General features: G+C 70.3%; 27 protein-coding genes. 9 read left to right on the top strand and 18 right to left on the bottom strand.

Going from position 1 to position 24,360, the window contains the following annotated elements; translation table 11 throughout:
- Nucleotides 1-4 precede the first annotated feature (4 nt).
- The 14 genes from ACQ4L4_RS13040 to ACQ4L4_RS12975 form a co-directional block, all read right to left on the bottom strand.
- Nucleotides 5-388 carry a GPW/gp25 family protein gene (locus tag ACQ4L4_RS13040; protein WP_331616352.1) on the bottom strand — a complete coding sequence of 128 codons (384 nt, stop codon included), beginning with the start codon at nucleotides 386-388 and terminating at the stop codon, nucleotides 5-7.
- Nucleotides 389-392: 4 nt separating this feature from the next.
- Entirely contained in the window at nucleotides 393-1,997 is a 1,605-nt protein-coding gene (locus ACQ4L4_RS13035; protein WP_431104623.1) for a hypothetical protein, read from the bottom strand.
- Nucleotides 1,998-2,008: 11 nt separating this feature from the next.
- Nucleotides 2,009-2,710: a phage baseplate assembly protein V gene (locus tag ACQ4L4_RS13030; RefSeq protein WP_431104622.1), complete on the bottom strand. Its 702-nt coding sequence runs from the start codon at nucleotides 2,708-2,710 to the stop codon at nucleotides 2,009-2,011.
- 92 nt (nucleotides 2,711-2,802) lie between these two features.
- Entirely contained in the window at nucleotides 2,803-3,888 is a 1,086-nt protein-coding gene (locus ACQ4L4_RS13025; protein ID WP_431104621.1) for a phage late control D family protein, read from the bottom strand.
- 90 nt (nucleotides 3,889-3,978) lie between these two features.
- The gene (locus tag ACQ4L4_RS13020; RefSeq protein WP_431104620.1) at nucleotides 3,979-4,146 is read right to left on the bottom strand and encodes a hypothetical protein; all 168 of its coding nucleotides are present in this window, start codon (nucleotides 4,144-4,146) and stop codon (nucleotides 3,979-3,981) included.
- Nucleotides 4,147-4,152: 6 nt separating this feature from the next.
- A complete protein-coding gene (locus ACQ4L4_RS13015; RefSeq protein ID WP_431104619.1) occupies nucleotides 4,153-5,340 on the bottom strand; it encodes a hypothetical protein in 1,188 nt (395 codons plus the stop codon).
- Entirely contained in the window at nucleotides 5,340-5,819 is a 480-nt protein-coding gene (locus ACQ4L4_RS13010; RefSeq protein WP_431104618.1) for a phage tail protein, read from the bottom strand. Before ACQ4L4_RS13010 ends, ACQ4L4_RS13015 begins: the two co-directional genes overlap by 1 nt.
- On the bottom strand, nucleotides 5,816-7,465 hold the full coding sequence (locus tag ACQ4L4_RS13005) for a phage tail protein (RefSeq protein ID WP_431104617.1): 1,650 nt from the start codon (nucleotides 7,463-7,465) through the stop codon (nucleotides 5,816-5,818). The genes ACQ4L4_RS13010 and ACQ4L4_RS13005 overlap by 4 nt, the downstream gene beginning before the upstream one ends.
- Nucleotides 7,466-7,541: 76 nt before the next feature.
- The gene (locus tag ACQ4L4_RS13000; protein WP_431104616.1) at nucleotides 7,542-7,985 is read right to left on the bottom strand and encodes a phage tail protein; all 444 of its coding nucleotides are present in this window, start codon (nucleotides 7,983-7,985) and stop codon (nucleotides 7,542-7,544) included.
- Nucleotides 7,986-8,095: 110 nt separating this feature from the next.
- Nucleotides 8,096-9,892: a phage tail sheath family protein gene (locus ACQ4L4_RS12995; RefSeq protein WP_431104615.1), complete on the bottom strand. Its 1,797-nt coding sequence runs from the start codon at nucleotides 9,890-9,892 to the stop codon at nucleotides 8,096-8,098.
- 92 nt (nucleotides 9,893-9,984) lie between these two features.
- Entirely contained in the window at nucleotides 9,985-10,812 is an 828-nt protein-coding gene (locus tag ACQ4L4_RS12990) for a hypothetical protein (protein ID WP_431104614.1), read from the bottom strand.
- Nucleotides 10,809-11,432, bottom strand: coding sequence for a DUF4255 domain-containing protein (locus ACQ4L4_RS12985; protein WP_431104613.1), 624 nt, complete (start codon nucleotides 11,430-11,432; stop codon nucleotides 10,809-10,811). The genes ACQ4L4_RS12990 and ACQ4L4_RS12985 overlap by 4 nt, the downstream gene beginning before the upstream one ends.
- A gap of 64 nt (nucleotides 11,433-11,496) precedes the next feature.
- Nucleotides 11,497-11,748, bottom strand: a complete 252-nt coding sequence (locus ACQ4L4_RS12980) for a hypothetical protein (protein WP_431104612.1) — start codon at nucleotides 11,746-11,748, stop codon at nucleotides 11,497-11,499.
- 291 nt (nucleotides 11,749-12,039) lie between these two features.
- Complete coding sequence (locus tag ACQ4L4_RS12975) at nucleotides 12,040-13,092, bottom strand: sigma 54-interacting transcriptional regulator (RefSeq protein WP_431104611.1); 1,053 nt, start codon at nucleotides 13,090-13,092, stop codon at nucleotides 12,040-12,042.
- A gap of 189 nt (nucleotides 13,093-13,281) precedes the next feature.
- Here ACQ4L4_RS12975 and ACQ4L4_RS12970 point away from each other — a divergent pair, with 189 nt between their 5' ends.
- The 3 genes from ACQ4L4_RS12970 to ACQ4L4_RS12960 are packed head-to-tail and all read left to right on the top strand — an operon-like array spanning nucleotide 13,282 to nucleotide 15,387.
- Complete coding sequence (locus ACQ4L4_RS12970) at nucleotides 13,282-13,932, top strand: DUF7146 domain-containing protein (protein ID WP_431104610.1); 651 nt, start codon at nucleotides 13,282-13,284, stop codon at nucleotides 13,930-13,932.
- Nucleotides 13,929-14,498 (top strand): 3'-5' exoribonuclease domain-containing protein, encoded by a 570-nt coding sequence (locus ACQ4L4_RS12965; RefSeq protein ID WP_431104609.1) that lies wholly within the window; start codon nucleotides 13,929-13,931, stop codon nucleotides 14,496-14,498. Before ACQ4L4_RS12970 ends, ACQ4L4_RS12965 begins: the two co-directional genes overlap by 4 nt.
- 25 nt (nucleotides 14,499-14,523) lie before the next feature.
- Nucleotides 14,524-15,387: a radical SAM protein gene (locus ACQ4L4_RS12960; RefSeq protein ID WP_431104608.1), complete on the top strand. Its 864-nt coding sequence runs from the start codon at nucleotides 14,524-14,526 to the stop codon at nucleotides 15,385-15,387.
- A 12-nt stretch (nucleotides 15,388-15,399) separates the two neighbouring features.
- Here the strand turns inward: ACQ4L4_RS12960 and ACQ4L4_RS12955 are convergent, their stop codons facing one another.
- Nucleotides 15,400-16,317, bottom strand: a complete 918-nt coding sequence (locus tag ACQ4L4_RS12955; protein WP_431104607.1) for a YicC/YloC family endoribonuclease — start codon at nucleotides 16,315-16,317, stop codon at nucleotides 15,400-15,402.
- Nucleotides 16,318-16,348: 31 nt separating this feature from the next.
- Here ACQ4L4_RS12955 and ACQ4L4_RS12950 point away from each other — a divergent pair, with 31 nt between their 5' ends.
- The 5 genes from ACQ4L4_RS12950 (at nucleotide 16,349) to hemW (ending at nucleotide 20,850) form a co-directional block, all read left to right on the top strand.
- Entirely contained in the window at nucleotides 16,349-17,317 is a 969-nt protein-coding gene (locus tag ACQ4L4_RS12950) for a serine/threonine protein kinase (RefSeq protein WP_058936168.1), read from the top strand.
- A complete protein-coding gene (locus ACQ4L4_RS12945) occupies nucleotides 17,314-18,213 on the top strand; it encodes a PP2C family protein-serine/threonine phosphatase (RefSeq protein ID WP_067275106.1) in 900 nt (299 codons plus the stop codon). Before ACQ4L4_RS12950 ends, ACQ4L4_RS12945 begins: the two co-directional genes overlap by 4 nt.
- A 20-nt stretch (nucleotides 18,214-18,233) precedes the next feature.
- Nucleotides 18,234-18,968, top strand: coding sequence for a ribonuclease PH (gene rph, locus ACQ4L4_RS12940; protein WP_431104606.1), 735 nt, complete (start codon nucleotides 18,234-18,236; stop codon nucleotides 18,966-18,968).
- An 81-nt stretch (nucleotides 18,969-19,049) separates the two neighbouring features.
- Nucleotides 19,050-19,655: an RdgB/HAM1 family non-canonical purine NTP pyrophosphatase gene (rdgB, locus tag ACQ4L4_RS12935; RefSeq protein ID WP_431104605.1), complete on the top strand. Its 606-nt coding sequence runs from the start codon at nucleotides 19,050-19,052 to the stop codon at nucleotides 19,653-19,655.
- 10 nt (nucleotides 19,656-19,665) lie between these two features.
- Entirely contained in the window at nucleotides 19,666-20,850 is a 1,185-nt protein-coding gene (gene hemW, locus ACQ4L4_RS12930; RefSeq protein ID WP_431104933.1) for a radical SAM family heme chaperone HemW, read from the top strand.
- On the opposite strand, the gene ACQ4L4_RS12925 is transcribed toward hemW, so the two are convergent.
- Entirely contained in the window at nucleotides 20,816-21,805 is a 990-nt protein-coding gene (locus ACQ4L4_RS12925) for a LysR substrate-binding domain-containing protein (RefSeq protein ID WP_431104604.1), read from the bottom strand. The genes hemW and ACQ4L4_RS12925 overlap by 35 nt on opposite strands.
- A 169-nt stretch (nucleotides 21,806-21,974) precedes the next feature.
- On the opposite strand from ACQ4L4_RS12925, the gene ACQ4L4_RS12920 reads away from it, so the two are divergent.
- A complete protein-coding gene (locus ACQ4L4_RS12920; RefSeq protein WP_431104603.1) occupies nucleotides 21,975-22,352 on the top strand; it encodes a hypothetical protein in 378 nt (125 codons plus the stop codon).
- Between the two features lie 117 nt (nucleotides 22,353-22,469).
- Here ACQ4L4_RS12920 and ACQ4L4_RS12915 read toward each other — a convergent pair whose 3' ends face one another.
- Nucleotides 22,470-23,585 (bottom strand): protein-glutamate methylesterase/protein-glutamine glutaminase, encoded by a 1,116-nt coding sequence (locus ACQ4L4_RS12915; RefSeq protein ID WP_377152976.1) that lies wholly within the window; start codon nucleotides 23,583-23,585, stop codon nucleotides 22,470-22,472.
- Nucleotides 23,586-23,654: 69 nt separating this feature from the next.
- Nucleotides 23,655-24,326 (bottom strand): chemoreceptor glutamine deamidase CheD, encoded by a 672-nt coding sequence (gene cheD / locus ACQ4L4_RS12910; protein ID WP_431104602.1) that lies wholly within the window; start codon nucleotides 24,324-24,326, stop codon nucleotides 23,655-23,657.
- Nucleotides 24,327-24,360 lie beyond the last annotated feature (34 nt).

Raw genomic sequence — 24,360 nt, 5'->3', positions numbered from 1 at the left:
GGCGTCAGCCCTCCAGGTCCACGGTGACGTTCATCGCGCCGGGCTCGCCGGTGCGCGCGAGGCGGTAGGCGATCTCGACGCGCACCTGGCCGGGCGCGCCCGGCACCTCCCACACCTCGACCGCGTCGAGCAGGATGCGGCGCTCCCAGCGCGCGAGCGAATCCCGCACCAGGTCGCGCATCTCGCGCCGCGTCGCGATCGTGTTGGGCTGGTGCAGCAGACGGTCCAGGCCGCCGCCGAACTCGGGCCGCATCAGCTGTTCGCCGGGGCGGGTGCTGAGGATCAGGCGCAGCCCGTCGCGCACGCTGCGCGCCAGGTCGGGCCAGGCCAGGCCGCCGTCGTCGCCCGGGAGCGGCAGCAGCGGCCAGCCGATGAGTGCGGAGGTCATCGCGTCACTCCTGCGGCGGGATCTTGGGGAACGGCAGGCAGATCTTCATCGCGAAGAGCCAGCCGAAGAACAGGTTGAACAGCGAGAGGAAGATGTTCAACACGAGGAAGGCGCAGATCGTGATGATCGGGATGTTGAAGCCGCAGATCCACGTCAGCGCCGGGTTCATGGGCGGCGGCTTCTTGCCGTCGATGAGGTCCTTGGCCGAGCCCATCAGCAGGCTCTGCAGCGACGGCGGCACCACGAAGGCCACGTTGGGCTTGAGCGCGGCCAGCAGCTGCTTGTCGGCCGGATCGGGCAGGGCGATCTGCACCGGCGGCGCGCCCGCGCCCTCGTACCAGGCGGCGATCACGAAGGGTTCGCTCGGCGCGCTCCAGACGACGCGGGCCGGGCAGGGACCGTCGGCCTTCAGCCGCACGAAGGCGCGCAGCTGATAACGCGCGTCGGGTTCGTCGAAGCGGCCGGTCTTGGCCTTCATCGCGGCGAAGCGCGCGCGCATCGCGGCGTGCATGGCGCCCAGCAGTTGCTGCGTCTGGCCGGCGCTCATCGCGGGCCAGGTCTCGGGCATCTCCACCGTGCCGGAGACATTGCCCTGCGCCAGGATCAGCGTGTGGGCCTTCGTCAGGAACTCATCGGCGCGCACGGTGCGCTGCGGCCATTCGCCGTTGCGGCGCACCAGCGGCAGCTGCAGCGGATGCAGCGCCTGCAGGATCGCCGTGCCCGCGGGACCGAACGCGTCGAACTCGCCCGCGAGTTGCCTCAGCATCAGCACGAAGCGGACGAGGTTGCTGTTGGCGCCGGGTTGCTCGCTTTCTTCCAGCCAGCCGCGGCTGACCGATTGGCCGACCTTGGGCAGCGTCATCGACTCGCCGCGCAGCGCCTGCACCAGATGCCCCCGGAAGGCCGATGACGACGGACCGAAGTCGAAGCCCGTGGCCGCGCCGAAGCTGGCGTCCGTCTCGCTGATCTCGCCACTGACGGTCGGCACCAGGCCGTAGTACAGCGTCTGGCCGGCCTCGGCGCAGACGTCCGGCGGAGCGAGGTACAGCGGGATCGTCTGTTCCTCCAGCGCGGTGTCGGGCCGCTCGCGCGAGAACGCGACGAGCTGGCGATCGATGTCGGCCACGCCGGTGAGGTCGCGCTGCGCGCGTTGCGCCGGCGCGGGGTCGGCATCCGCGCCGCCGACGCGCGACATCGGCACCCAGCCGCGGATGCGGCCGTTGGACTTCATCCAGCCCTCCGGCTGTCCGCCGGCACCGAGCCGCCGCAGCACCAGGCCCGCGGATTCGATCCTGGCGGGGTCGACGCGCGGCTCGCCGGGCATGTCGCACCAGGCTTCGACGAGCGCGAGGTGGAACTGCCGCTGGATCGGCTGGAAGAGCTTGAGCGTGCCGTTCTTGTTGGTGGCCCGTGCGCGCAGGTCGCGCAGCCGCGTGAGTCCGTTCGCGCCGTTCGCTCCGTTCGAGCTGTTCAAGCCGCCCGCACTGCGCAGATCGTCCAGCGTGGCCGGGATGAAGTCGTCGTCGCTGCGTTGCAGCAGCCACGGCTGCAGGCTGCGGGCCAGGCCGCGCGGCGCGCTGACGACGACAGGATGGTGCGGGTGGTTCATGGTCCGTTCCCTCACCAGACGTTGCCGGCGCCCGGCGTGTAGCTGGCACTGATGACGGCGTTGGTCTGCAGCACGGCGCACTTCACGATGCCGGAGAAGTCCGACATCGCCGCGTCCACCTTCACCATGCCGGCCGTGACGTTGACCTGGCTGGCCTGCACCGTGACCTTGGCGGCGGCCTGGACCGTGATGCCGGAGGTCTCCAGCTTGATGCTGTTGCCGTTGCTGTCTTCGAGCGTCACCGTGCCCGGCCCGTCCTTGAGCGTGAGGCTGCAGCCGCCGGGCGTCTCCAGCGTCAGCGTCTCCTGGCCGCTCTGGTCGTCGAGCGTGACGACGATGCCGTTCTTCGACTTGATGCGCTTGTAGCGGTTGAGGCCGCCGCTCTCGATGTCGGCCGGCGCGGCGGCGCTGCCGTTCCACAGGCCGCCGAGCACCAGCGGGTGGCGCGGGTCGCCTTGCGCGAAGACCACCAGCACCTCGTCGTCCACGTCGGGCACGAAGAAGGTGCCGCGGTCGTCGCCCGCGAAGGGCGCGACCACGCGCGCCCACATCGCGGCGTCCTGGCCGGTGGTGTCGTCGAACGCGAGCAGCCGCACCTGCACGCGGTTCAGCCGCTCGGGATCGTCGATCGAGCTGACCTTGGCCAGTTGGGCGCCCGCGGCCCAGGGCAGCGGGACGCCGAAGGGCAGGGGGGAGGGCAGGTCGCGTTGCATGACGGGGTCTCGTGTGGCCGTGGGTGGTGTCTGGTGTATGGCTGCTGGCTGCTGGCTGCTGGCTGCTGGCGTGTTGCGTGTTGCGTGCGGCTTCAGGTCCCGAGGAAGGCGCACTCGGCGCTGAACTCGGTGCGGTAGCCCTGCTTCATGTCGAAGAGGTGGCAGGCGCGCACCACGTAGTAGGTGTTGTCGAACTGCGGCGAGACGCCGGCCAGCCGCACGCAGGCGCCGACGCGCAGTTGCGCGTTGCCCTCGGCCACGCCCTCGGCGCGGACGAAGCGGCGCGCGCGCTGGTCGAGCGCCGCCTCGGCGACCGCGCGCGCCTCGTCGGTGCTGTAGACCGCGGGGGCGGCAAGATGTTCGTTGCGGTCGCCGAAGACCTCGCTCGCCCAGGCGACGCCGGTGCGGCCCTGTCCGGGGCCGGCGTTGGCCACCGCGCTCGCTTCGCCTTTCACCGCGGAGCCGTCCTTCGCGTTCCATCCGGCCACGCTCACGGCGGTGGGCTGGTCGGCAAGGTCGGCGGTGAGGCGCACGCGGGCGAGCTGGCTGTAGAGCGTCAGGTCGATCGTGCCGCGCTGCACGTCCTTGCGCGGCGAGACCTGCAGCGCTGTACCGACGACCTGCAGGTCCGCGTCGAAGCGCGCGAGCAGCCGGCGCAGGAAGCCGAGGTCGGTCTCGTCCAGCTGCGCCCAGGTGCCCTGCGGCGCGGTGAGGCCGGTCACGGACGGCGTCAGGCCGAGATCGCCCGCGATCGCGTTCACCACGTCCGCCGGCGTCATGTCGGTGAAGACCTTGCTGCGGCGCGCGCGGCGCGCGGCGGTCAGGCCGTCCTCGGCAAGCACGACCAGCTCCGGCGGCGCGCCGTAGTTGCAGACCATCTCCAGCGCGCTGACCTTGCCCTTGAAGATCTCGCGCGGCGTGGCTTCGTCGCCGGCATAGACGCCGAGCTCGGCGCCGAGCTTCAGCGATGAGCCGCTGTTGAACGCGAGCTCGGCACGACCGTCGCCCGTCGCGACCCAGTTGGTGACGTGCAGCTCCAGCGCGCTCATGCCGCCTTCGCGTTCCTCCATCTTCATCGCCGTCATCAGCGTCGACAGGCGTTCGTCCGCCTGCCCGGCGATGCGCAGCGTGGGGCGGGCGCTGAAGATGGCGGAACGGCTGACGCTGGTTTCGGGCATGACGGACGTTCGGTGGAGGAGGACGCGTTGTCGGCGGTCGTGGTGAGAGGCGTGGTCGGGGCGCGGTCGGGGCGTGGTCGGAGAGCGCGGTCAGAGGTCGCAGAGGCGCGCGGCGCGCTCGGCCTTCAGCCGCAGCGCCTGCTCGATCTGCTCGCCGATGTCGGGCGCGGCGTCCGCGGCGGGGGCTTGCGCGCCGGTGCCGCGTTCCTGCGGGTCGCGCTCGATGTCGGCGGTGACTTCCTCGAAGGTGATGGGCATGGCGGATCAACTCCCGAAACGGATGCGGCCGTGCAGGTCCGCGTGCGCGCCGACATCGGCGCTGAGGCTGCCGCCGGCCTGCGCCACGGCGCGACCGCCGGGGCTGAAGCTGGCGGATCCGGCCACCCGCGGCGCGGGCAGCAGGGCGGCGCGGGCGTCGAGGACATCGACGTTGATGCTGGGCGGCGAGAGGCGCAGGTCGGCGAAGGCGGGGCCCGCGGTGGCCGTCAGCGCGGCGCCGACGTTGAAGCCGCCGTGGGCGGACACGCCACCGCCGATGGACGCGCCACCGCCGATGGACGCGCCGGCGCCCGCCGAGGCGCCGACGCCGATGCCGACACCGGCCCCGGCGCTGACGCCGCCACTGATACCGATCCCGCCGCTGACGCCGGCGCCGATGCCTCCGCTGATGCCGGCACCGATGCCACCACCGATCCCGCCACTGATGCCGGCGCCGATGCCCCCACCGATGCCGGCGCCGCCGCCGATACCGATGCCGGCACCGGCGCTCGCGCCGACCGAGAAGTCCGCCGCCGCCGACAGCGAGATGCTGCCGCCCACCGACAGCCCGGCCTCCGCGCCGAAGCGCAGGCTGGCCGCGCCGTTGGCTCCGGCGATGGCCCGGGCCGCGCGCGGATCGCCGAGCGCGTTGGCGACGTCGGCCGCGCCGGCGCCCGGTGCCGCGCTGACGGGCTCGGGCTGCGCGTTGCGGTCGACCGCCGGGGCGGGGTTCCTGCTGCTCTGGAACTCGACCTCCTGGCTCCCCAGCGTCAGGTTGATGCTGGAGCGCAGCGGCACGCCTTCGGGCGAGAAGAAGTCCAGCGTCTCCTTGAACTGCTCGACCACGCCCTTGAAGGCGTAGGTGCCCCATCCGAATTCGACCTTGGGCGCGAACTTCTTCGAGCCATCCTTGGCCGGCTCCAGCAGCCCGGCGATGTTGGCCGTGACGTCGCGCACCGACGCGCCGGTCTCGGTGGTGTCGAAGATCAGCGTCATCGTCAGCTTGGCGCTGCTCTTCTTGACGAACTGGCGCGCGCCGTTGTTGCCGTTGCGGTCGTCGAACTCATTGCTGATCGTGTATTCGAGCGACGCCGGGTTGAACTGCACGTCGAACGCGGGCCCGCCGGCGCCGGTTCCTTCCAGCACCTTGAACGTGGCCGAGGCCACCGTCGGAGCGTCGGGCAGCCAGGGCATCACGCGCCTCCCGCATCGAGCAGGCGCAGGCCTTCGTGCGCCAGGTGCAGTTCCTCGATGCCGATGTCGCTGCCCTTGGCGTTGAGGTCGGCGGCCTTGAACTTCACCGGCAGGCAGCGGTCCAGTCCCCAGGTCAGCACGGTCTGGCCTTGCGTGTCCTGCACGGCGATCTCGGCGGCCAGGCGGTAGGCGTAGCCGCCGCCGCCCACGGTCTGGAACCAGCGGAACAGGTCGCGGCTGCGCGTGAAGCCGCGCTTGAGCACGACCGTCGCGAAGCTCACGGTGCCCGCGCGCTGCGTGGCGCCGTAGTTGGCGCCGCCGGCCTTGATGAGCTTGGGCTCCATCGTGGCTTCCAGGCCCGTGCAGTCCGAGAACGCGCCGCCGCAGACCTCGACGGGGCCGCTGCCGGTGCCGACCCGCTTGAAGGTGACCTCGAAGCGGAAGACGTGCAGGCCAATGAAGAGGTCGTCGGCGCTCATGCGGCCTCCCGTTGAGTGACGGTGGCGGCGACCGAGCCGGCCGCCTGGCCGAGCTGGAGCACGACGGTGATGCGCTCGATCGACATCGCCGGGCGCACGCGCACGTAGGCGACAAGCCGGCCGGCGTCGAGGTCGCTCTGTGTCATCGTCGTGCGGTCGCACAGCACTTCGAAGGCCTCTGACATCGCGCCGCCGTTGAACGCGCCTTCGCGCCAGAAGCCGGCGAGCAGGTCCTCCAGCGTGCCGCGCAGATGGGCCCAGAGCTTCGGGCCGTTGGGCTCGAACACGGCGCCGTCGCCGGCGCGCCGCGCGGCGCGCAGGAGGGTGCCGATCAGCCGGCTTGCGCCGCCGAAGCGCCAGGGGTCCATCGCGGACGTCGTCACGTCGGATTGCAGCGCCCAGCCGTCCGCGCCCGGCGCGAAGAGGCACACGCGCTGCGCGAGCCGGCCGGCCGGGCTGTCGTCGCCCAGGCCCCAGGCGGGCATCGGCTCCGCGCCGCCGAGGTCGCGCAGCAGCGGCACCGAGGCGTCGCCGGCCACGGATCGGAAGGTGCCGTTCGCGATCGCACCCTGTGCGATCAGGCCGGCGAGCACGCCGTCCGCCGGCTCCAGACCTTGCGGCAGGTCGGTGCGCGCGGCGCGCGTGCGCAGCCAAGGCCAGGCGAGCTGGGAGAGCGCTTCGGCAGGGCGGCCTTGCGGCGTGTCTTCGTCGAAGGCGCTGCGCAGGATCTGCGTCTGTTCCAGCCAGGTGCGCGGATCGGCCTGCGCATGCAGGCCCTTGGCGGCGAGGCTGCCCGCGAGCGGCAAGGGCAGCGCGGCCAGCAGCATCGCCGCGCGCTGGCGGCGGTCGAGAAAGTCCCGCGTGTCGCGGATCGCCTGGCGCCAGCGCGTGTAGCCGGCATCGTCGAGCCGCGGCGCGGGGATGCGGAGCAGCGAGGTGTCCCGCGGCTCCGGCGCTTCCACGTCGCACGGCGCGAAGCCCTCCGGCTGCGGCGCGGACGGCCGGTCCGGATCGGGCGGCGGCGGCACGGTGGCGACGGCGTCGGGCAGGTCGGGCAGCAGCAGCAGGCTGTCGTCCGGCAGGCCGTAGAGGTGCTGCACGCCTTGCCAGGTGGCGGGGTCGTGCGGCGCGAAGGGCGCGGATGTCGAGACCATGCCGGGCAGCAGCAGCGCCAGGCGGGCGGCGCGCTGCGTGGCGCGCTGGGCGGCGTCCTCGAGGTAGGGCCAGGGATCTCCGACGCGGATGACGATCGCGCGCTTGCCGCCGCGTGCGAAGAAGCTGCGCACCGCGGCGCCCAGGTAGGTGGCGCAGCGGCGCGGCGTTGCCTCGGCCAGCGTGATCGGGTCGAGCGGATCGAGGGGGTCAGGTGTTGCCGGCACGTCGACCGGTCGTTCGTCCCACGCGTAGAAGCGGTCGAACAGATGCCAGCTGTCCAGCACGAGCGGGAGGTTGAGCAGGGCCTCGACCTGCGCCGCCGGACGTGCCCACGGACCCGTCACCCAGCCGCCCGCATCCAGCTGCGTGCGCAGCGCGTCGGGCAGCGGGCGCCCCGCGCGGCGGCCGACGAAACCCACGAAGCAGGCAACGTCGGCGCGCTGCGCATCAGGCGGCGCGGCCGGGGCGGCGGGTTCGAAGACGAGGCTCATGAGCGCGCTCTTGCTCCCTCTCCCGCTTGCGGGAGAGGGCAGGGGTGAGGGCCAGCGGCCGTGGCAGTACGGCAGATCACACCGTCAACTCCAGCGCTTCGGCCGACAGCACGACTTCCTCGATCGCCACGTCCCCGCCGCCCTTGCCGGCCAGCGTCGGTCCCGTGTACTTCATCGGGATCACGCCGCGCAGCACCCAGGACTGGACGGGCTTCTGCGCCTCGTCGAGCAGCGTGACGGTGACGCTCTTCTGCGCGGCGGGGCCCTTGACACGGGCCTCGCCGATCCAGTCGAACAGGGCCTTGGAGTTGAGGATGCCGCGCTTGAGCGTGACGTCCGAGACCTTGTGCACGCCGGCGACCTTGCGGACGTGGTTCTCCTTGTCGTTGCCGAAGCGGTACTCGGCCACGGTGAGCTCGGTGCCCAGCCCGGAGACGTCCGAGAAGCCGCCGAAGACCTCGCCGCCGTCGAAGTTGACGAGGAAGTTGAAGGCGCCGTAGGGCGTGGTGCGGTTGGCCATGGTGGGGTGCTCCTAAGCGACAGGGCCTTTGAGAGGGGTCGTGCTTGTCGTGCGCGTTGTGCGTGTTGTGCGTGTCGGGCGGGGCATGCGGCCCGGGCCGGACATCGTCGTCATGCCGCGTCGGCCGTCTTCTGGCCGATGCGGAAGATGACGAACTCGGCCGGCTTGATGAGGGCCACGCCGATCAGGCAGACCAGGCGGCCGTTGTCGAGGTCGTTCTGGGTCATCGTGCTGCGGTCGCAGCGCACGAAGAAGGCCTGCTCCACCGTGCTGCCCAGCAGCGCGCCGTTGCGCCATTCGTTGTAGAGGAAGTCCGAGATGGTCTGGCGCACGTTGGCCCAGAGCCGTTCGCCGTTGGGCTCGAAGACGGCCCACTGCGTGCCGCGGTCGATGCTGGACTCGAGGTAGTTGAAGTAGCGCCGGTCGGAGACGTACTTCCACTCCGGATCGCTGGAGACCAGCCGCGCGCCCCAGACGCGGTAGCCGCGCCCGCTGAGGTAGCGCAGGCAGTTCACGCCCAGCGGATTGAGCAGCTCCTGCTGCGCGAAGTTGACGTCGGACTCGAAGCGCAGCGCGCCGGTGACGACCTCGTTGGCCGGCGCCTTGTAGACGCCGCGCTGGATGTCGTTGCGCGCGTAGATGCCGGTGACGAAACCCGACGGCGGCAGTGCGATCTCCTTGGGGATGTCGTCGCGGCCCGGACGGGAGAGCGGGTTGGCGACGACGACCCAGGGGTAGTAGAGCGCGGCGTACTTGGAGTCGACGCGACCGCGCGCGACGCGCATGTCGCCGGGTGTCTGCGCGGGCGCGCTGTCCAGCACCGCGATGCGGTAGGCGCGGCGGCGCTCGGCATGCGCGATCAGCGCGTTCTGCACGGCCTGCGCCTCGGCGTAGGCGCTGCTGCCGGGCGCGGCGACGATGGAGACGTCCTCGACGCCGGACAGGATCGCGAGCGCCGCGGCGTAGCTGCCGGGCGTGGTCTCGGCGCCGAGCGTCGGCGCGACGCCGTCGCTGCCCGCTTCGCTGCCGACGCCCGATCCCAGCGCGAGCACGCGGCGGCCGTCGGCGTCGCCGGGCACGAGCGGCAGGGCGCGGATCGCGGCGATCAGCTCGAAGCCGTCGACCGCGTCGCCGATGTCGGCCCAGACCGTGTTGATGAGCGCCTCCGCGCGGCTGGCCGGCGTCCTCGCCAGCACCGCGCCGAGCCAGCGCGGATGCGCGCGCGCCACGCCGATGTCTTCCCAGGTCTGCGCGCCGCCGTCGGCGTCGATCACGTCCAGCGCCAACGTCACGAGGGTGGCCGTGGCGCCCGCGCCGCCGGGCACGTCATCCGGCCCGAGGCCCGCCAGCGACAGCGCGGCGGCTGCGGAGTCGACCCAGGTGGCGCCGCTGCCGGTGTAGAGCGTCTCGGTGCCGCCGTTCGGGGTCACCGCAAGGATGCTGCCCGCCGGCGCCGTGCCCATGGTGCGCAGCGTCGCGGGGCGGCGCGACTCGCGGAACAGCACCCGGCCGTTGTAGGCCGCGCCGGGGAAGCGCGCGCGGATGAAGGCGCCTTCGGCCGGCGTGCCGCCGGGGTCGCGCAGCCGTCCCGCTGCGGTGCCGGCGGCGTTGAAGGTGCGCACGACGTAGAGCCGCGAGCCGCCGTTGTCGAAGTAGGCCCGCACCGCGTGCGCCACGAAGTTCAGGCGCCGCCGCGCGTCGGTGACGTCGCTCAGCCCGAGGTTCTCGAGGCTGCCGTAGACGTGCTCGAAATCGGTGAGGCTGGTCACCATCTCCGGCACGCCGTCGACGGGGCCGCGTCGCGTCGGACCGACGAAGGCGGTGGTGCTGGTGCCCACGCCCTCGATGGACTTGGCGCGGAAGCTGGTCTCTTCGACGTAGACGCCGGGTGCCAGGTATTCGGGCATGGCCTATCTCCTTTGCCTGAAGGCGCATCCGCGGACCGTGCCGCGGTGGGAATCGCCGTGACGAACAACTCGCGGGGCCTTCAGGAAGTCCTTCATGGCAGTGCGAGGGGAAGGGAAAACGACTGAGAACGCCCCGCCGCCAGCGCCACGTCCAGCGTGGCGTTGGGCAGCGCGGCGGCGCGGGATTCGAGGTCGTCCGGATCGACGAGCGGCAGGACCGCCGGCGCACGGCCGGCACGCACCTGGGCCGCCGGCGTGCGGGTGCCGGCCGCGCCGGGGGCGGGGTCGAAGCACCATTCGACGCGGGCGGCCAGCTCGGTGACCACGACCTCGTCCGGATCGTCGGACCAGGTCGTCACCGGCACGCCGGGCACCGGCAGCAGCGCTTCGCCGCGCCAGTCGGTGAGGGCACGCGCCAGCACGTTGCCGCCGGCGCGCACGAGCAGCAGGGCGCCGCCGAGCGCGTCGAGGCTGCCGGTCTCGTGCACGCTCAGGCGCAGCACCGACCAGTTCATGCCCGTGGGCGCGATGGCGGACGGGTACAGGGGCAACTCGACCGGGCGGAACAGGGACTCGGGCGACGCGGCATTCGCGGGCTGCGGATCTCGCGGCAGCGCGAGCGCGGCGCGGCGCGGCAGATAGCGGCCGGCGGGGTCGGTGACGGTCACGGACAGCGTGACGTCGCCGACGGTCGGCGTGCCGGGCGCGTTGTCGAAGGCGGCCTCGTGCGCCGCGAGCGTGAGGGGCGCCTCGGCGCGCACGATCACGTACAGCCCGCTGCGATTGCGCCGCACCGTCGCGCCGGCGATGCGCACGTCCAGGGGCGTGGCGACCTGCACGCGCGTGGCCGCGTCGATGCAGCGCAGCGCGCCCAGCACGCGCGTGTCGATGCGTTCCAGCTCACGGATCAGCAGCGTCATGGCGCGGCTCCAGGCGCGCCCGGCGACGCATTCCCCGCGGGCACGGCGGTGCCGTAGCCGAAGCGCGTGGCGACGACCGGTCCGGCGTCGAGGATCCTGTCCGGATCGAGGCGCACGCGGCGCGCGATGTAGGAGACCGACAGCCGGTACGCCGGCTCCAGCGCGTCCCAGATGCGCATCATGTCCTCGGTGGACAGTTCGGACGGGATGATCTGGATCACCTCGTCGGGCCCCCAGCCGGCTTCCGGCGACAACGCGGAGGCGTCGAGGATCGGGTGCTCGTAGAGCTGCCGCATCGCCCAGGCGAAGGGCAGCAGCTCGTCCTGCGGGTTGCTGGCCCAGGCGCTGAGGAGGAAGTGCAGGTCCAGTCCGAGCGGCGCCTGCTGCTCGCCGGACATGCGGTCGGGGCGGTGCTGGCGCAGATGCTCGTTGACCGTCACGCGGTACAGGTACAGGGAGAGCCGCGTCGTGTCCTCCTGCGGACCCGCGAGTTCCCCGGACGACAGCAGGACGACGTCGCACTCCGGCATCGCCGACCCGCCGGCGTCGGCCGGGTAGGTGTTGCGCAGGTAGGTCACGATCGAGTGGCCGACCGAGTGGATCGCCTGGATGTTGGCCATGCGCCTGAAGTCCTCTGGGTGCCTCGGGATTGACTGGGAATGCGTGTCGGCGGACGTCGCCAGGTCAGGGGCCGGCCGACCGCGGCGCGCGGAAGATCGCGCGCCCGTCGGGCAGCGTGGCGCGTTCGATGCGGCCGTCGCGCAGCAGCGCCTCCAGCGCCTGCCGCACGTCGGCCAGCGGAACGTCCACGCCCATCGGGCCCAACCACCATTGCGCGATGCCCTGCTCGGTGTCGGCGGCGAGCGGATGGCGGGCGAGGTGGGCCAGGATGGCCGACTCCGCTCGCCGTCTTCTCGTGCCTGCGTCTTCGCACAACGGCGTCTCCAGCAACGTTGTGATCCCTCAATGCGAGGAACGTGCCAGGTGTTGCGGGGAGGTGCCGACGACAGTTGTCAGAGGAGAGGCGGGCGGAAGAGGCCGCCGAGTGGGTGATCGCGGACCCGCCTGTCGCGACCCGCTGGGTCCGCCGCGCCCCAGGGGATCAGGTGCCGCCGGTCGGACCCGCTGCGGAAGAAGAACAGCATCGCGGCGTAGGTCATCGCCTGCGTGATGATCGCGGCGAAGCCGCCGCGAGGTGCGCGGCGGCGTGGACGTCCGGGGGCGGGATCAGTTCGGGGAGTCGAACGCGCCGCGTTCGAGCCCGTGCTTCTTCAGCAGCTTGCCCAGCGCGCGGCGTTCCTTGCCGGCGAGGCGGGCGGCGTGTGTCACGTTGCCGTGAGCCGAATGCATCAGCTGTTCGAGGTAGCTGCGCTCGAAGTGCAGCATGGCCTCGTCGCGCGCATCGTTGAAGGCGCGGAGGTCGCCGGCGGACGCGCGGCCGTCCCCTGAAGCGCCGGTGCGTGAGGCGCCGGCGGGGACGATGGCACCGCCCGCGGCGACCGTGCCCGTTGCGCTCGCTGCGCTCGTGGCACACGGGCGCAGATCGAGCTCCTCGCCGTCCGAGAGCAGCAGCGCGCGCTGCACGCGGTTGTCGAGCTCGCGCACGTTGCCGGGCCACGCGTAACGCGCGATCCAGTCGACGCAGCCGGGCGCGAGCGCGCGCGGCGGCAGCGCGTGCTGCCGCGCATGTCTCGCGATGAAGTGCTCCGCCAGCACGCGCGCATCGCCGGGCCGGTCGCGCAGCGGCGGCATCTCCAGCAGCAGCACGTTGAGGCGGAAGGCCAGGTCGTCGCGGAAGGCGCCGGTTTCCAGCAGCTCGTGCAGGCGCGGACTGGCCGCGGCGACAACGCGCACGTCGCCGCTGCATTCGCGCGTGCCGCCGACCGGGCGGTAGCGGTAGTCCTGCAGGAAGCGCAGCAGCGACACCTGCGCGCGCAGCGGCAGCGAGTCGAGTTCGTCCAGGAACAGCGTGCCGCCCTCGGCCGCCGCGATGAGGCCGCTGCGCGCCTGGCGGGCGTCGGTGAAGGCGCCGCGCTCGCAGCCGAAGAGCTCGCTCTCGATCAGCGTTTCCGGCACGGCGCCGCAGTTCAGCGGCACGAAGGGCGCGTCGCGCCGCTCCGACTGGTAATGGATCGCGCGCGCGGCCAGTTCCTTGCCGGTGCCGGTCTCGCCGACGATCAGCACGGGCGCGTCGTAACGCGCCATGCGCTCGATCAGCGTCAGCGCCTGCAGGAAGGCCGGCGCGCGGCCGACGAGCTGGGGCGAGCGCTCGCTCAGCATGGGGGCGCTCCCGTCATTCGACCTGCCTGCGATCGTCGCTTGGCCATGTTCCTCCCCTTGGTCCTCATCGCTGGGCGCTGGTGCCGCAGTTCTAGTCGCCAAGCTAGGCCACCGCTCCGGAGAGGTCAATTGCGGAACTGGGGGGATCGCCAGGTAACAGCCGGTCCTGACGAGGAGGAAGATCGCGGCATGGTCCCCTTCACCCGCGACCCCGTCTGCATGCCCCGGTCCGGCGAATCGCCGACGGAGCGCTTCGCGCGGGCGCTGCCGCTGGCCGGGACGCCGGGGAAGGCGTACGTCGAACGACGCGGCATTCCGCTGGCCGTCGCGGATGCGGCGGGTCTGCGCTTCGATCCGGACTGGGCGGGACGACCCGCGGTGCTCGTGGCCCTGCATGACCACGCGGGCCTGATGGTGTCGGTCCACGGTCGTTATCTCGACACGCAACGCGGGCAGGACAAGATGCTGACGATCGGTCCGGGCGGCGGTGTCGTGGCGATCGGGGACGGCTGGCGCGGCGAGCCGTTGATCCTCGTCGAGGGCGTCTTCGACGCGCTGTCGCTGGCGGTCTGCGGTTGCAGTGGCGTGGCCACGATCGGACGCTGGGCGCCATGGCTGCCGGAGGTCTGCGCTGATCGGCTGGCCTGGCTGGGATTCGACGGCAACCGGCCGGGGGAACGCGAGGCGGCCGCGTATGCGCGGCGTCTGCCGCGCGTGAGGCGTCTGCCGCCGCCCGCGCGCTGCAAGGACTGGAACACGGCCTTGTGCAAGCGGGGTCGCGCCGACGTGGCGCGCTGGCTTCGCGAACACCTGCGCAGCGTCGATACTGCGGCCTCATGATCGACAAGAACCGCACCGAGATCTACGTCAGCACCGATGTCGAGGTCGACGGCCCGATCCCCGGCCCGCATTCGATGCTGAGCTTCGGCTCGGCCGCGTACCTCGCGGACAAGACGCTGGTGGCGACCTTCTCGGCGAACCTGGAGACGCTGCCCGACGCCGCCGGTCATCCCGACACGATGGCGTGGTGGGCGCAGCATCCGGATGCCTGGGAGGCCTCGCGCGTCGACCCGCGTGCGCCGCAGGCCGCGATGGTCGACTACGTCGACTGGTTGGAGGCGCTGCCCGGACAGCCCGTGTTCGTCGGCTATCCGGCGTCCTTCGACTTCATGTTCGTCTACTGGTACCTGATCCGCTTCGCCGGGCGCAGCCCGTTCAGCTTCTCGGCGCTCGACGTCAAGACGATGGCCATGGTGATGCTGCGCCGCGACTACCGCCGCAGCACCAAGAGCGCGATGCCCAAGCGCTGGTTCGACGATCTGCCGCATTCCCACGTCGCGCTTGACGACGCGATCGAGCAGGGCGCACTCTTCTGCAACATGCTCGCGGAGAGTCGGCAGCGCTGAAACGCGCAAGCGCGAAGGTGCATCAATGCATCAACGCGCCAGCGCTTCCATGCACCGGCGCATCGGCGCCGACCTCGCGGGCCAGGGAGACATCACCATGGAACCGCGGCTGCCGGCGACGATGTGCTTTCGCGTGACGCGCTACTGCAATGCGCGCTGCGGCTTCTGCCTGGCGCCGCCGGACGGTGTGCATCCCGACGTCGGATTGCTGAAGCAGCGGGTGGACTGGCTCGTCGCCCACGGCATGCGGACCGTCCACTTCTGCGGCGGGGAGCCGACGATCCATCCTGGACTCGCGGAATTGCTCGTCCACGCGCGGGCCGGCGGCTGCGCGACACGACTCACGACCAACGGCATCGCGCTGCCGGACAGGCTGCTGGCCGCGCTGCGCGCGACGGGCACCACGGTGAAGCTGAGCCTGCATGGCGATCAGGCGCATCACGATGCGATCGTCGGGCGGCCGGCCTTCGATCTGGCGACGGCGCATCTGCGCGAGATGCTCGTCGCGCGCGTGCCGACCACCGTCCAGACAACCATCGTCGCCGGTGGCGAATGGGTGCTCGACTGGATGGCGGAGCATTGCCTCCAGCTCGGCGTGCGACGACTGAGCATCCTGCCGTTCATCCCGCGCGGCAGCGGCGCGCAGACCGAGGATCGCTACGGCCTGACCACGGCGCAGCGCACGCAGTTGCGCGAGCGCGTGCGGCGCAAGCGGCTGGCGCTGCTGGGGCGGCTCGATGTGCGCTGGCTCGACTTCGCGTCGCAGGCGCTGCCGGTCGTGGAAGCCGACGGCCGCGTGGTGCTGGAGCGGGCGAGCGAGGCGCTGGATACGGTGATCGCCGTGATGCCAGGGCCTGTGGTGCTGAGGAAGAGGGTGGCCGTCGCATGACGGCCACGCCGCTCACTCGATGTTCTGCACCTGTTCCTTCATCTGCTCGATCGCGACCTTCATCTCGACCGAGATGTTGGTCAGCTCGATGGCCGCGGCCTTCGAGCCCAGCGTGTTGGCCTCGCGGTGCAGTTCCTGCATCAGGAAGTCCAGCCGCTTGCCGACCTCGCCGCCCTTCTTGAGCAGGCGCTCGATCTCGTCCAGGTGCGAGCGCAGCCGCGTGAGCTCCTCGGCCACGTCGATGCGCAGCGCGTAGGCGGCCGCCTCGTTGACGGCGCGCTCCTGCAGGGTCTGCTCGGAGATCGTCTGCGTGGCGCTGGTGGCGCTCAGCGCCTCCTGCCAGCGTTCCAGGAAACGCTCGCGCTGACGTTGCACCGCGGCCGGGATCAGCGGCTCGGCTTGTGTGGCGAGGTCCCGCAAAGTGGCGACGCGCTGCTTGAGCATCGTGACCAGTTTGGCGCCTTCGCGCTCACGCGCCTCGAGGAATCCCTGGATGCAGTGACGCGCGGCGTCGAGCACCGTCTCGTCGTTCGCCGAGACGCCCGTCGCGCCGGTCTTGCACCAGTTCAAGGCTTCCTGGACGCTCAGTCCCTGCGCTTTCGGCAGCCAGGATTGCACCTGCGATTCCAGCCGCGAAAGCCGGTTGAGCTGCTCTGGCTGCGGGTTCGGCCAGGAATTGTCGGTGTCTCGATGGGTGTTGATCCTCAGTTCGATCTTGCCTCGCTTGACGCTGCCCGAGACAAGCTCGCGCAGGGCCGGCTCGAGCGAGCGCAGCTCGTCGGGCATGCGAAAGCTCAGGTCGAGGAAGCGTCCGTTCACCGAGCGCGCCTCCACCGTGACCGCAGGTTGGGTGGCCGGGCTAGGGGTTTCGCCGGAGTTCGCGGGTTGTGCCGTGGCGCTGGCATAACCGGTCATGCTGTAAACTGGCATCAGCTATCGGTAGAACAATCGAACCGCGATTATGTCAAAGCCGAAACCGGCGCCCTTGCCCGCAGGCACGGTGGTGGGGGGCTATCAGATCATCAAGAAATTGGCTGCGGGTGGATTCGGCGTGGTTTATCTCGCCGAAGACCCCGACCATCACTTGGTCGCTCTGAAGGAATACCTCCCCTCGTCCCTTGCAGAACGATCTCCCGGAGAACTCACGCCTCGCGTGAAACCGGAGAAGCAGCCCCTATACCGCCTGGGGTTGCGCAGCTTTTTCGAGGAAGGTCGTTCCCTCGCGCAGATTTCGCATCCGAGCGTCGTCTCGGTGCTGAATTTCCTGCGCGAGAACGAGACCGTCTATATGGTCATGAATTACCTGCAAGGCGATACCTTGCAGGATTTCATCGTGACCGCGCGCGATTTGAAGCGTGACAAGGTGTTCCGGGAATCGACCATCCGGTCGCTTTTCGACGAAATCCTCAAGGGCCTGCGCATCGTGCACCAGCACAAGATGCTGCACCTGGACATCAAGCCGGCCAATATCTTCATCACCAACGACAACAAGGCGGTGCTGCTCGATTTCGGCGCGGCGCGCGAGGTGCTGTCCAAGGAAGGCAACTTCATCCGGCCGATGTACACGCCCGGCTTCGCCGCGCCCGAGATGTACAGACGCGACGGCTCGCTGGGCCCGTGGACCGACATCTACGCGATCGGCGCCTGCATCTACGCCTGCATGCAGGGCTATCCGCCCAACGACGCGCCGCAGCGGCTGGAGAAGGACCGCCTGGGGCTGTCGCTCTCGCGCCTGCGCAACGTGTATTCCGACAACCTGCTCGAAGTGACCGAGTGGTGCATGTCGCTCGATCCGCTGACCCGTCCGCAGAGCGTCTTCGCGCTGCAGAAGGAGCTCTCGCGTGAGACCGAGCGCCGCTACACCAAGCTCAGCTTCAGTGAGCGCCTCAAGCTGCAGCTGGAGAACCTGAAGACCGGGGCGAAGGCGTGAAGTTCTCCGTCTACCAGGTGAGCCGCCGTGGCGGCCGGGAGAAGAACGAGGATCGCATGGGGTATTGCTATACCCGTGAGGCCGGTCTCTTCGCGCTGGCCGACGGCATGGGCGGCCATCCGGACGGCGAGGTCGCCGCCCATCTGGCGCTCCAGAACGTCGCGGCGCTGTTCCAGCGCGACGCGCAGCCGGTGATCAAGGAGCCGTCGCAGTTCCTGGAGACGGCCGTGCTGCTCGCGCACCAGCAGCTGCTGACCTACGCGCAGCAGCGCGGCATGAACGACACGCCGCGCACGACCATCGTCGTCGGGCTGATGCAACAGGGTCAGATCTGGTGGGCGCACTGCGGTGACTCCCGCATGTACCTGCTGCGCGAGACCGAGCTGATCGCCCGCACGCGGGACCACTCCTACAGCGAGCTGCAGGAGGCGCTGGGCCGCCACGCGACCGGCGCCGAGCGCTTCAACCGCCACGTGCTGTTCACGTGTCTCGGCAGCCCCGGCAAGCCGATGATCGACGTCAACGGCCCGGTGCTGCTGCAGAACGGCGACCGCATGCTGCTGTGCTCGGACGGGCTGTGGAGCTCGGTCAGCGACGTGGACATCCTGCGCCACATGTCCGACAGCCGCTCGGTCGGCGACGCGGTGCCGGAGCTCGTCGAGCAGGCGCTGCGCCAGGCCGGCGCGCGCAGCGACAATGTGACGGCCCTGGCCGTGGAGTGGGAAGGCGAGGGCGACGCCCCGGACTCGATCTCCACGCAGGACCTGGACCAGGAAGGCTTCGCCTCCACGATCCATGGGGCGACCCAGGACGTGCAGCTCGACGAAGCCGAGATCGACTCCGCCGTGCGCGAGATCCAGGACGCGATCCGCAAGGCCGGCAAGAAGCCCCACTGAAGGCACCAAAGGATTTCCTCATGAGCAGCAACGCCAGCCGCCCGCAAGGGCGAGCGGCGGACGCCTTGCGTCCGGTCCGCATCACCCGCCACTACACCCGCCACGCCGAAGGCGCGGTGCTGATCGAGTTCGGCGACACCAAGGTGCTGTGCACCGCCTCCGTCGAAGAGAAGGTGCCGCCGCACAAGCGCGGCAGCGGCGAGGGCTGGGTCACCGCCGAATACGGCATGCTGCCCCGCGCCACGCACACCCGCAGCGACCGCGAGGCCGCGCGCGGCAAGCAGACCGGACGTACGCAGGAGATCCAGCGCCTGATCGGTCGCGCGCTGCGCGCGGTGTTCGACCTGTCCAAGCTCGGCGAGCGCACGATCCAGATCGACTGCGACGTGCTGCAGGCCGACGGCGGCACGCGCACCGCGGCGATCACCGGCGCCTACGTGGCCGCGCATGACGCGGTGAGCTGGCTGATCGCGCAGGGCAAGATCACCGCGTCGCCGCTGAAGGATGCGGTCGCCGCGATCTCGGTCGGCATCCTGGACGGCCAGGCGCTGCTGGACCTCGAGTACGTCGAGGACTCCGCCTGCGACACCGACATGAACGTGGTCATGACCGGTGCGGGACACTTCGTCGAGCTGCAGGGCACGGCCGAAGGCGTCGCGTTCACGCGCGCCGAGGTCGACGTGCTGCTGAACCTCGCCGAGAAGGGCATCCGCGAGCTGCTCGTCGCGCAGCGCGAGGCGCTCGGCCTGAAGTGATTTTCCAGGGAGCTCCGCCGGCGACCCTCGCGGGCGGAGGCCCGATGAATCCCCAGTAATCTCCGTCGATTGGAGCAAGCGATGAAGTTGGTCCTGGCCTCCAACAATGCGAAGAAGCTGAAGGAACTGCAGGCGCTGTTCGAGCCGCTGGGCATCGAACTCGTGACGCAAGGCAGTCTCGGCATTCCGGAGGCGGAAGAGCCTTTCCACACCTTCGTCGAGAACGGCCTGACCAAGGCCCGTCATGCGGCGAAGGCCAGCGGCCTGCCGGCGCTGGCGGACGACTCGGGTCTGGCGGTCGACGCGCTCGGCGGCATGCCGGGCGTGCTGTCGGCGCGTTATGCGACGCTGTTCGGCCGCGAGAAGAGCGACGCCGAAAACAACCGTGTGCTGCTCGAGAAGCTCGATGGCATCGAGGATCGGCGCGCCCGCTTCGTCTGCGCGCTGGTCGCGGTGCGTTCGGCCGACGACCCGGAACCGCTGATCGCGATGGGCCGCTGGCACGGCGAGATCCTGCATGCGCTGGAAGGCGAGGGCGGCTTCGGCTATGACCCGCTGCTGTTCATTCCCGAACTCGGGAAGAGCGTCGCGGCGCTGGGCGCCGAGGTGAAGAACCGATTGAGCCATCGCGCGCTCGCGTCGCAAGACCTGCTGCGCCAGATGCGCGAGAGCTGGCACCTTGGCTGACATCATCCGCATGATGCGGCCCGGCACGCTGACGCTGTCGGCGCTGCCGCCGCTGTCGCTATACGTGCATCTGCCGTGGTGCATCCGCAAGTGCCCGTACTGCGACTTCAACTCGCATGAATACCGCGACGGGCGCGAGCTCGACGTGGAGACCGCGCGCCAGTACCTCGCCGCGCTGCGTTCGGACCTGGAAGCGGCGCTGCCGCTGATCTGGGGCCGCTCCGTCGTGTCGATCTTCATCGGCGGCGGCACGCCCAGCCTGTTCGCTCCGGAGCAGATCGCCGAGCTGATCTCCGACCTGCGCGCGCGACTGCCGCTGGAGCCGGGCTGCGAGATCACGATGGAAGCCAATCCCGGCACCTTCGAGAAGGACCGCTTCGCCGGCTTCGCGCAGGCGGGCGTGACGCGGCTGTCGATCGGCGTGCAGAGCTTCGACGACGCGAAGCTGCACGCGCTCGGGCGCATCCACAGCGGCACGCAGGCGCGCGCGGCGATCGAGGAGGCGGCCCGTGCCTTCGGCACCTTCAACATCGATTTGATGTACGCGCTGCCGGGGCAGACGCTGGCGGAACTCGACCAGGACCTGGACATCGCGCTGGCGTTCGATCCGCCGCACCTGTCGGTCTATCACCTGACGATCGAGCCCAACACGCGCTTTGCGAACTCGCCGCCGGAACACCTGCCGGATCCCGACCTGGCCAGCGACATGCTGGACCTGATCACCGCGCGCACCGGCGCGAAGGGCATGTCGCGCTACGAGGTCTCGGCCTATGCGCGCGATGGCCATCGCTGCACGCACAACACCAACTACTGGCAGTTCGGCGACTACCTCGGCATCGGTGCCGGCGCGCACACGAAGCTCAGCTTCGCGCATCGGCTGCTGCGGCAGGTCCGCTGGCGCGATCCCGCCACCTTCATGCAGAAGGCGGCCGAGGGGCAGGCCGTGTCCAACGAGAACGAGGTCGCCCGCAACGAGCTGCCCTTCGAGTTCATGCTGAACGCGCTGCGCCTGCGCGAGGGCGTGACGCTGCAGAGCTTCCTCGAGCGCACCGGCCTGCCGCCGTCGGCGATCGCCAAGGCGATGGCGCAGGGGCGCGCGAAGGGCTTGCTCGATCCCGATCCGGCCGTGATCCGCGCGACACCGCGCGGTTTCGACTTCCTCAGCGATCTGCAGGAACTGTTTCTGGCATCGTGACCTTGCCGGTGGCCGGGCCCGTGACACGGCCGGTCGCCAGGCAGGTCATCGACCCGTCCAGCGCCGCGCGCGACTGCGCGGTCTCCTCGTGCAGCCAGTCGATGAAGGCGCGCACGGCAGGTTCCTCGCGCGACTGCGGCGCGTAGACGATGTGATACCGCTGCGGCTCCTTGAGCATCGCCTGCCGCGGCGCGACGCGGACGAGACGGCCGTCGAGCAGTGCATCCGCCGCCAGCAATTCGCGCGTCAGGCCGACGCCCATGCCTTGCTCGGCCGCCTGCAGCAGGATGCCGAAGTCGTTGAAGATGGCGACGGGCACGACCTGGCGCCGCAACCCGGCCTGCGCGAACCAGTCCTCCCACTGCGCCGGATCGCCGAGCAACGGCGCCTGGGCCAGCGCCTCCAGCGGCTGTCCAATCAACTGGTGCGCCAACGCGGGCGACGCGACCGGCAGCATCGAGAGGTCGAAGAGCGGTTCACTCGTCAGGCCTGGCCAGGGACCGAGGCCTTGCCGCAACGCGATGTCGAATTTTTCCCGCTCCAGGTCGATGAGCCGGGCCGTCGCCTCAATCTCGATCGTCACTTCGGGATGCCGTGCGTGCCAGCGGCCCAGCCGCGGCAGCAGCCAGCGCTGCGCGAAGGAGGGCAGTACCGTCACGCGCAGGCTGCGCTGCCCGACGCCGTGCGCGGAGGTCGCGGCGCGCAGGCCCTGGTCGAGTTCCTGGTAGGCGCGCTCCACGCCGCGCAGCAGGGCTGCGCCGGCGGCGTTCAACACCACGCGTCGCCCCTGTCGATCGAAGACCGGGAAGCCGAGCTGCAGTTCCAGCGCACGGATCTGCTGGCTCACCGCGGAGTGCGTCAGGTTGAGTTCCTCGGACGCGGCACGCAGGTTCTGGTGCAGCGCGGCGGCCCGGAAGGCGGCCAGGTACTGGAGCGGCAGGCGGGGAAGTCGCATCGGGTGTCCTCCGGGAGAACGGGAAGGGAAGGCGAGGGCGACTGTAGCGACTCGTTGGAAAGTTTGGCTACTCAAGGAGGCAAGGATATAGCGTTTGTGGAGCGCTTGTTGGGCATCTAGCATTACCAGCACTGATCCCGAACTCCCCCCGATGAACGAAGGAACGACCATGAACGAGCCCGACATCACCGCCTGCCTCCGCCCCCGCGTGACCCCGCAGGTGCCGTGCTACGCCTACTCGCCGTGGGCGCGTTTTCCGGTGGTCGGCCCGGCGCTGACGGTGCTGATCGCGATCGTCTCGGCGCTGGCGCTGGTCTCGAACGCCAACGCGTTCAACGACGTCAACGCCGAACTGCAGATCGCCGCCCGTGAGCAGCGCGTCGCCAAGGTGGAGGCGCAGCGCGTGGCGCGCGAGCAGGCTGCGCGCCAGGCGACGCTGGTCGCCGCGGCCAACGATCGCCAGGGCGCCGTGGCGCCTCGCGTGCAGCCAGCTGTGAACCGGACCAGCGACCGGACCAGCGAAGACAAGAAGAGCCGCGCGCAATGAGGCCAAACGCAAACGGGCGCCTCGTCAGCGCCCGTTTCGTGTCCGGCGAGGACATCCCCGCCGGGAAGTGACGGTCAACCGCCGGTCACCCGTATTCAACCGCCATTCAACCGCACATCACACGCGGTTCATCGACATGCCCGCCGTGCTGCGCAGGCGCTCGATCAGCCGCGTGGCGATCTGGTGCAGCGGCAGCACCTCGTCGGCGGCGCCAGCGTTGATCGCCTCGCGCGGCATGCCGAAGACGACGCAGGTCGCCTCGTCCTGCACGAGGTTGTAGGCGCCCGCGTCCTTCATCGTCTTCATCGCCTTGGCGCCGTCGGCGCCCATGCCGGTAAGCATGATGCCCAGCGCGTTCTGACCCACCACGCGCGCGGCGGAGTTGAAGAGCACCTCCACCGACGGCTTGTGGCGGTTCACCGCCTCGCCGTCCTGCACGCGGGCGATGTAGTTGGCGCCGGAGCGCTCCACGCTGAAGTGCATGCCGCCCGGTGCGATGTAGCCGTGGCCGGGCAGGATGCGCTCGCCGTCCTGCGCTTCCTTCACGCGGATCTTGCACAGGCCGTCCAGGCGCGCCGCGTAGCTGCGGGTGAAGCCCGCCGGCATGTGCTGCGTGATGCAGACCGCCGGGCAGTCGGCCGGCAGGTTGATCAGCACGTCCTTGGTCGCTTCGGTGCCGCCGGTCGACGCGCCGATGAAGATTATCTTCTCGGTCGACAGCCGGCCCAGGCTCGCGATCGGAGAGGCCGGCTTGAGCGGCGGCGTCGCCCCTCCCGCCGGCGCGGGGGCGCCCGGCGCGGCGGCCGGGCCCGGCGCGTGCAGGCGGCGGATCTGCGCCTTCGCCGCGATGCGGATCTTGTCCGTGATGTCCTGCGCCAGCGCGCGGATGCCGTCGGCCACGCCGATCTTGGGCTTGGCGACGAAGTCCACCGCGCCCAGCTCCAACGCCTTCAGCGTGACCTCGGCGCCGCGCTCGGTCAGCGTCGACACCATCACGACCGGCATCGGTCGCAGGCGCATCAGGCGCTGCAGGAAGTCGAGGCCGTCCATCTTCGGCATCTCGACGTCGAGCGTGATCACGTCAGGGTTGAGGTTTCGGATCATCTCCCGCGCGACCAGCGGATCGCTCGCGGCCCCGATGCATTGCATGTCGGGCTGGCGGTTGATGATCTCGGTCAGGATGCTCCGCACCAGCGCGGAATCGTCGACGACGACGACGGTGGTCTTGGCCATTGGTTCTTACTCCTCGGTACTTCCGGGCACGCTGCTGTTCCGTGCTGCCTCAGTGGTGTCAGTGTCTTCTCAGAACAGATCGATCGAACCGCCGGTGCTCGCCACCGGTTGCGCCTGCTGCGCCGCGGCCTTGTCCTGCTGGACCAGGGCATCGGTGTTGGTCGGCGCCAGGCGCTTGACCATGGCCTTGCCGCTCTTGGGCAGGAAACACACCTTGCGCGGGTAGACGTCCATCACGTCCTTGGACACGATGGGAATGCGCTCGAGCTTCAGGAAATCGATGACGAAGTTGGTGTTGCGCTCGCCGACGTTGATCGTGTTCATGCCCGCGATCACCGCGCCGCCGCCGAAGATCTTCGCTTCCATGCGGCTCTTGGAGGCGCCGCGCTTCATCATCTCGTTGATCAGCAGTTCCATCGCGAACGAGCCGTAACGGCCCGAGTCGCCGTGGCCCTCGGGCAGCATGAAGTGGTTCATGCCGCCGATCTGCGCGTGGCGGTCCCACAGGCAGGCGGCGATGCACGAGCCCAGCGTGGTCATGACCAGCAGGTCGTCGTTGTCGACGAAGTACTCGCCGGGCAGCACCTTGACCGCGGCGTTCTTGAAATGCGCTTCGTAGAAGAAGAACGACGCCTCGCCGTTCTTGCGCGTCACCGACTTGAGCTGGGCCACGCGGGCCGCGCCGGCGCTGGCCAGCGCCGCGCTTTGCTGCATCGCGGAGGAGGCGGAGGGCAGGGTCATGGGGGTGTCGCTGAATGGGGGTTCTTCGGATCGT

The organism is Roseateles noduli (assembly GCF_050626985.1).
Classification (GTDB): domain Bacteria; phylum Pseudomonadota; class Gammaproteobacteria; order Burkholderiales; family Burkholderiaceae_C; genus Roseateles; species Roseateles noduli_A.
This window is presented reverse-complemented; position numbering and strand designations above follow the sequence as displayed.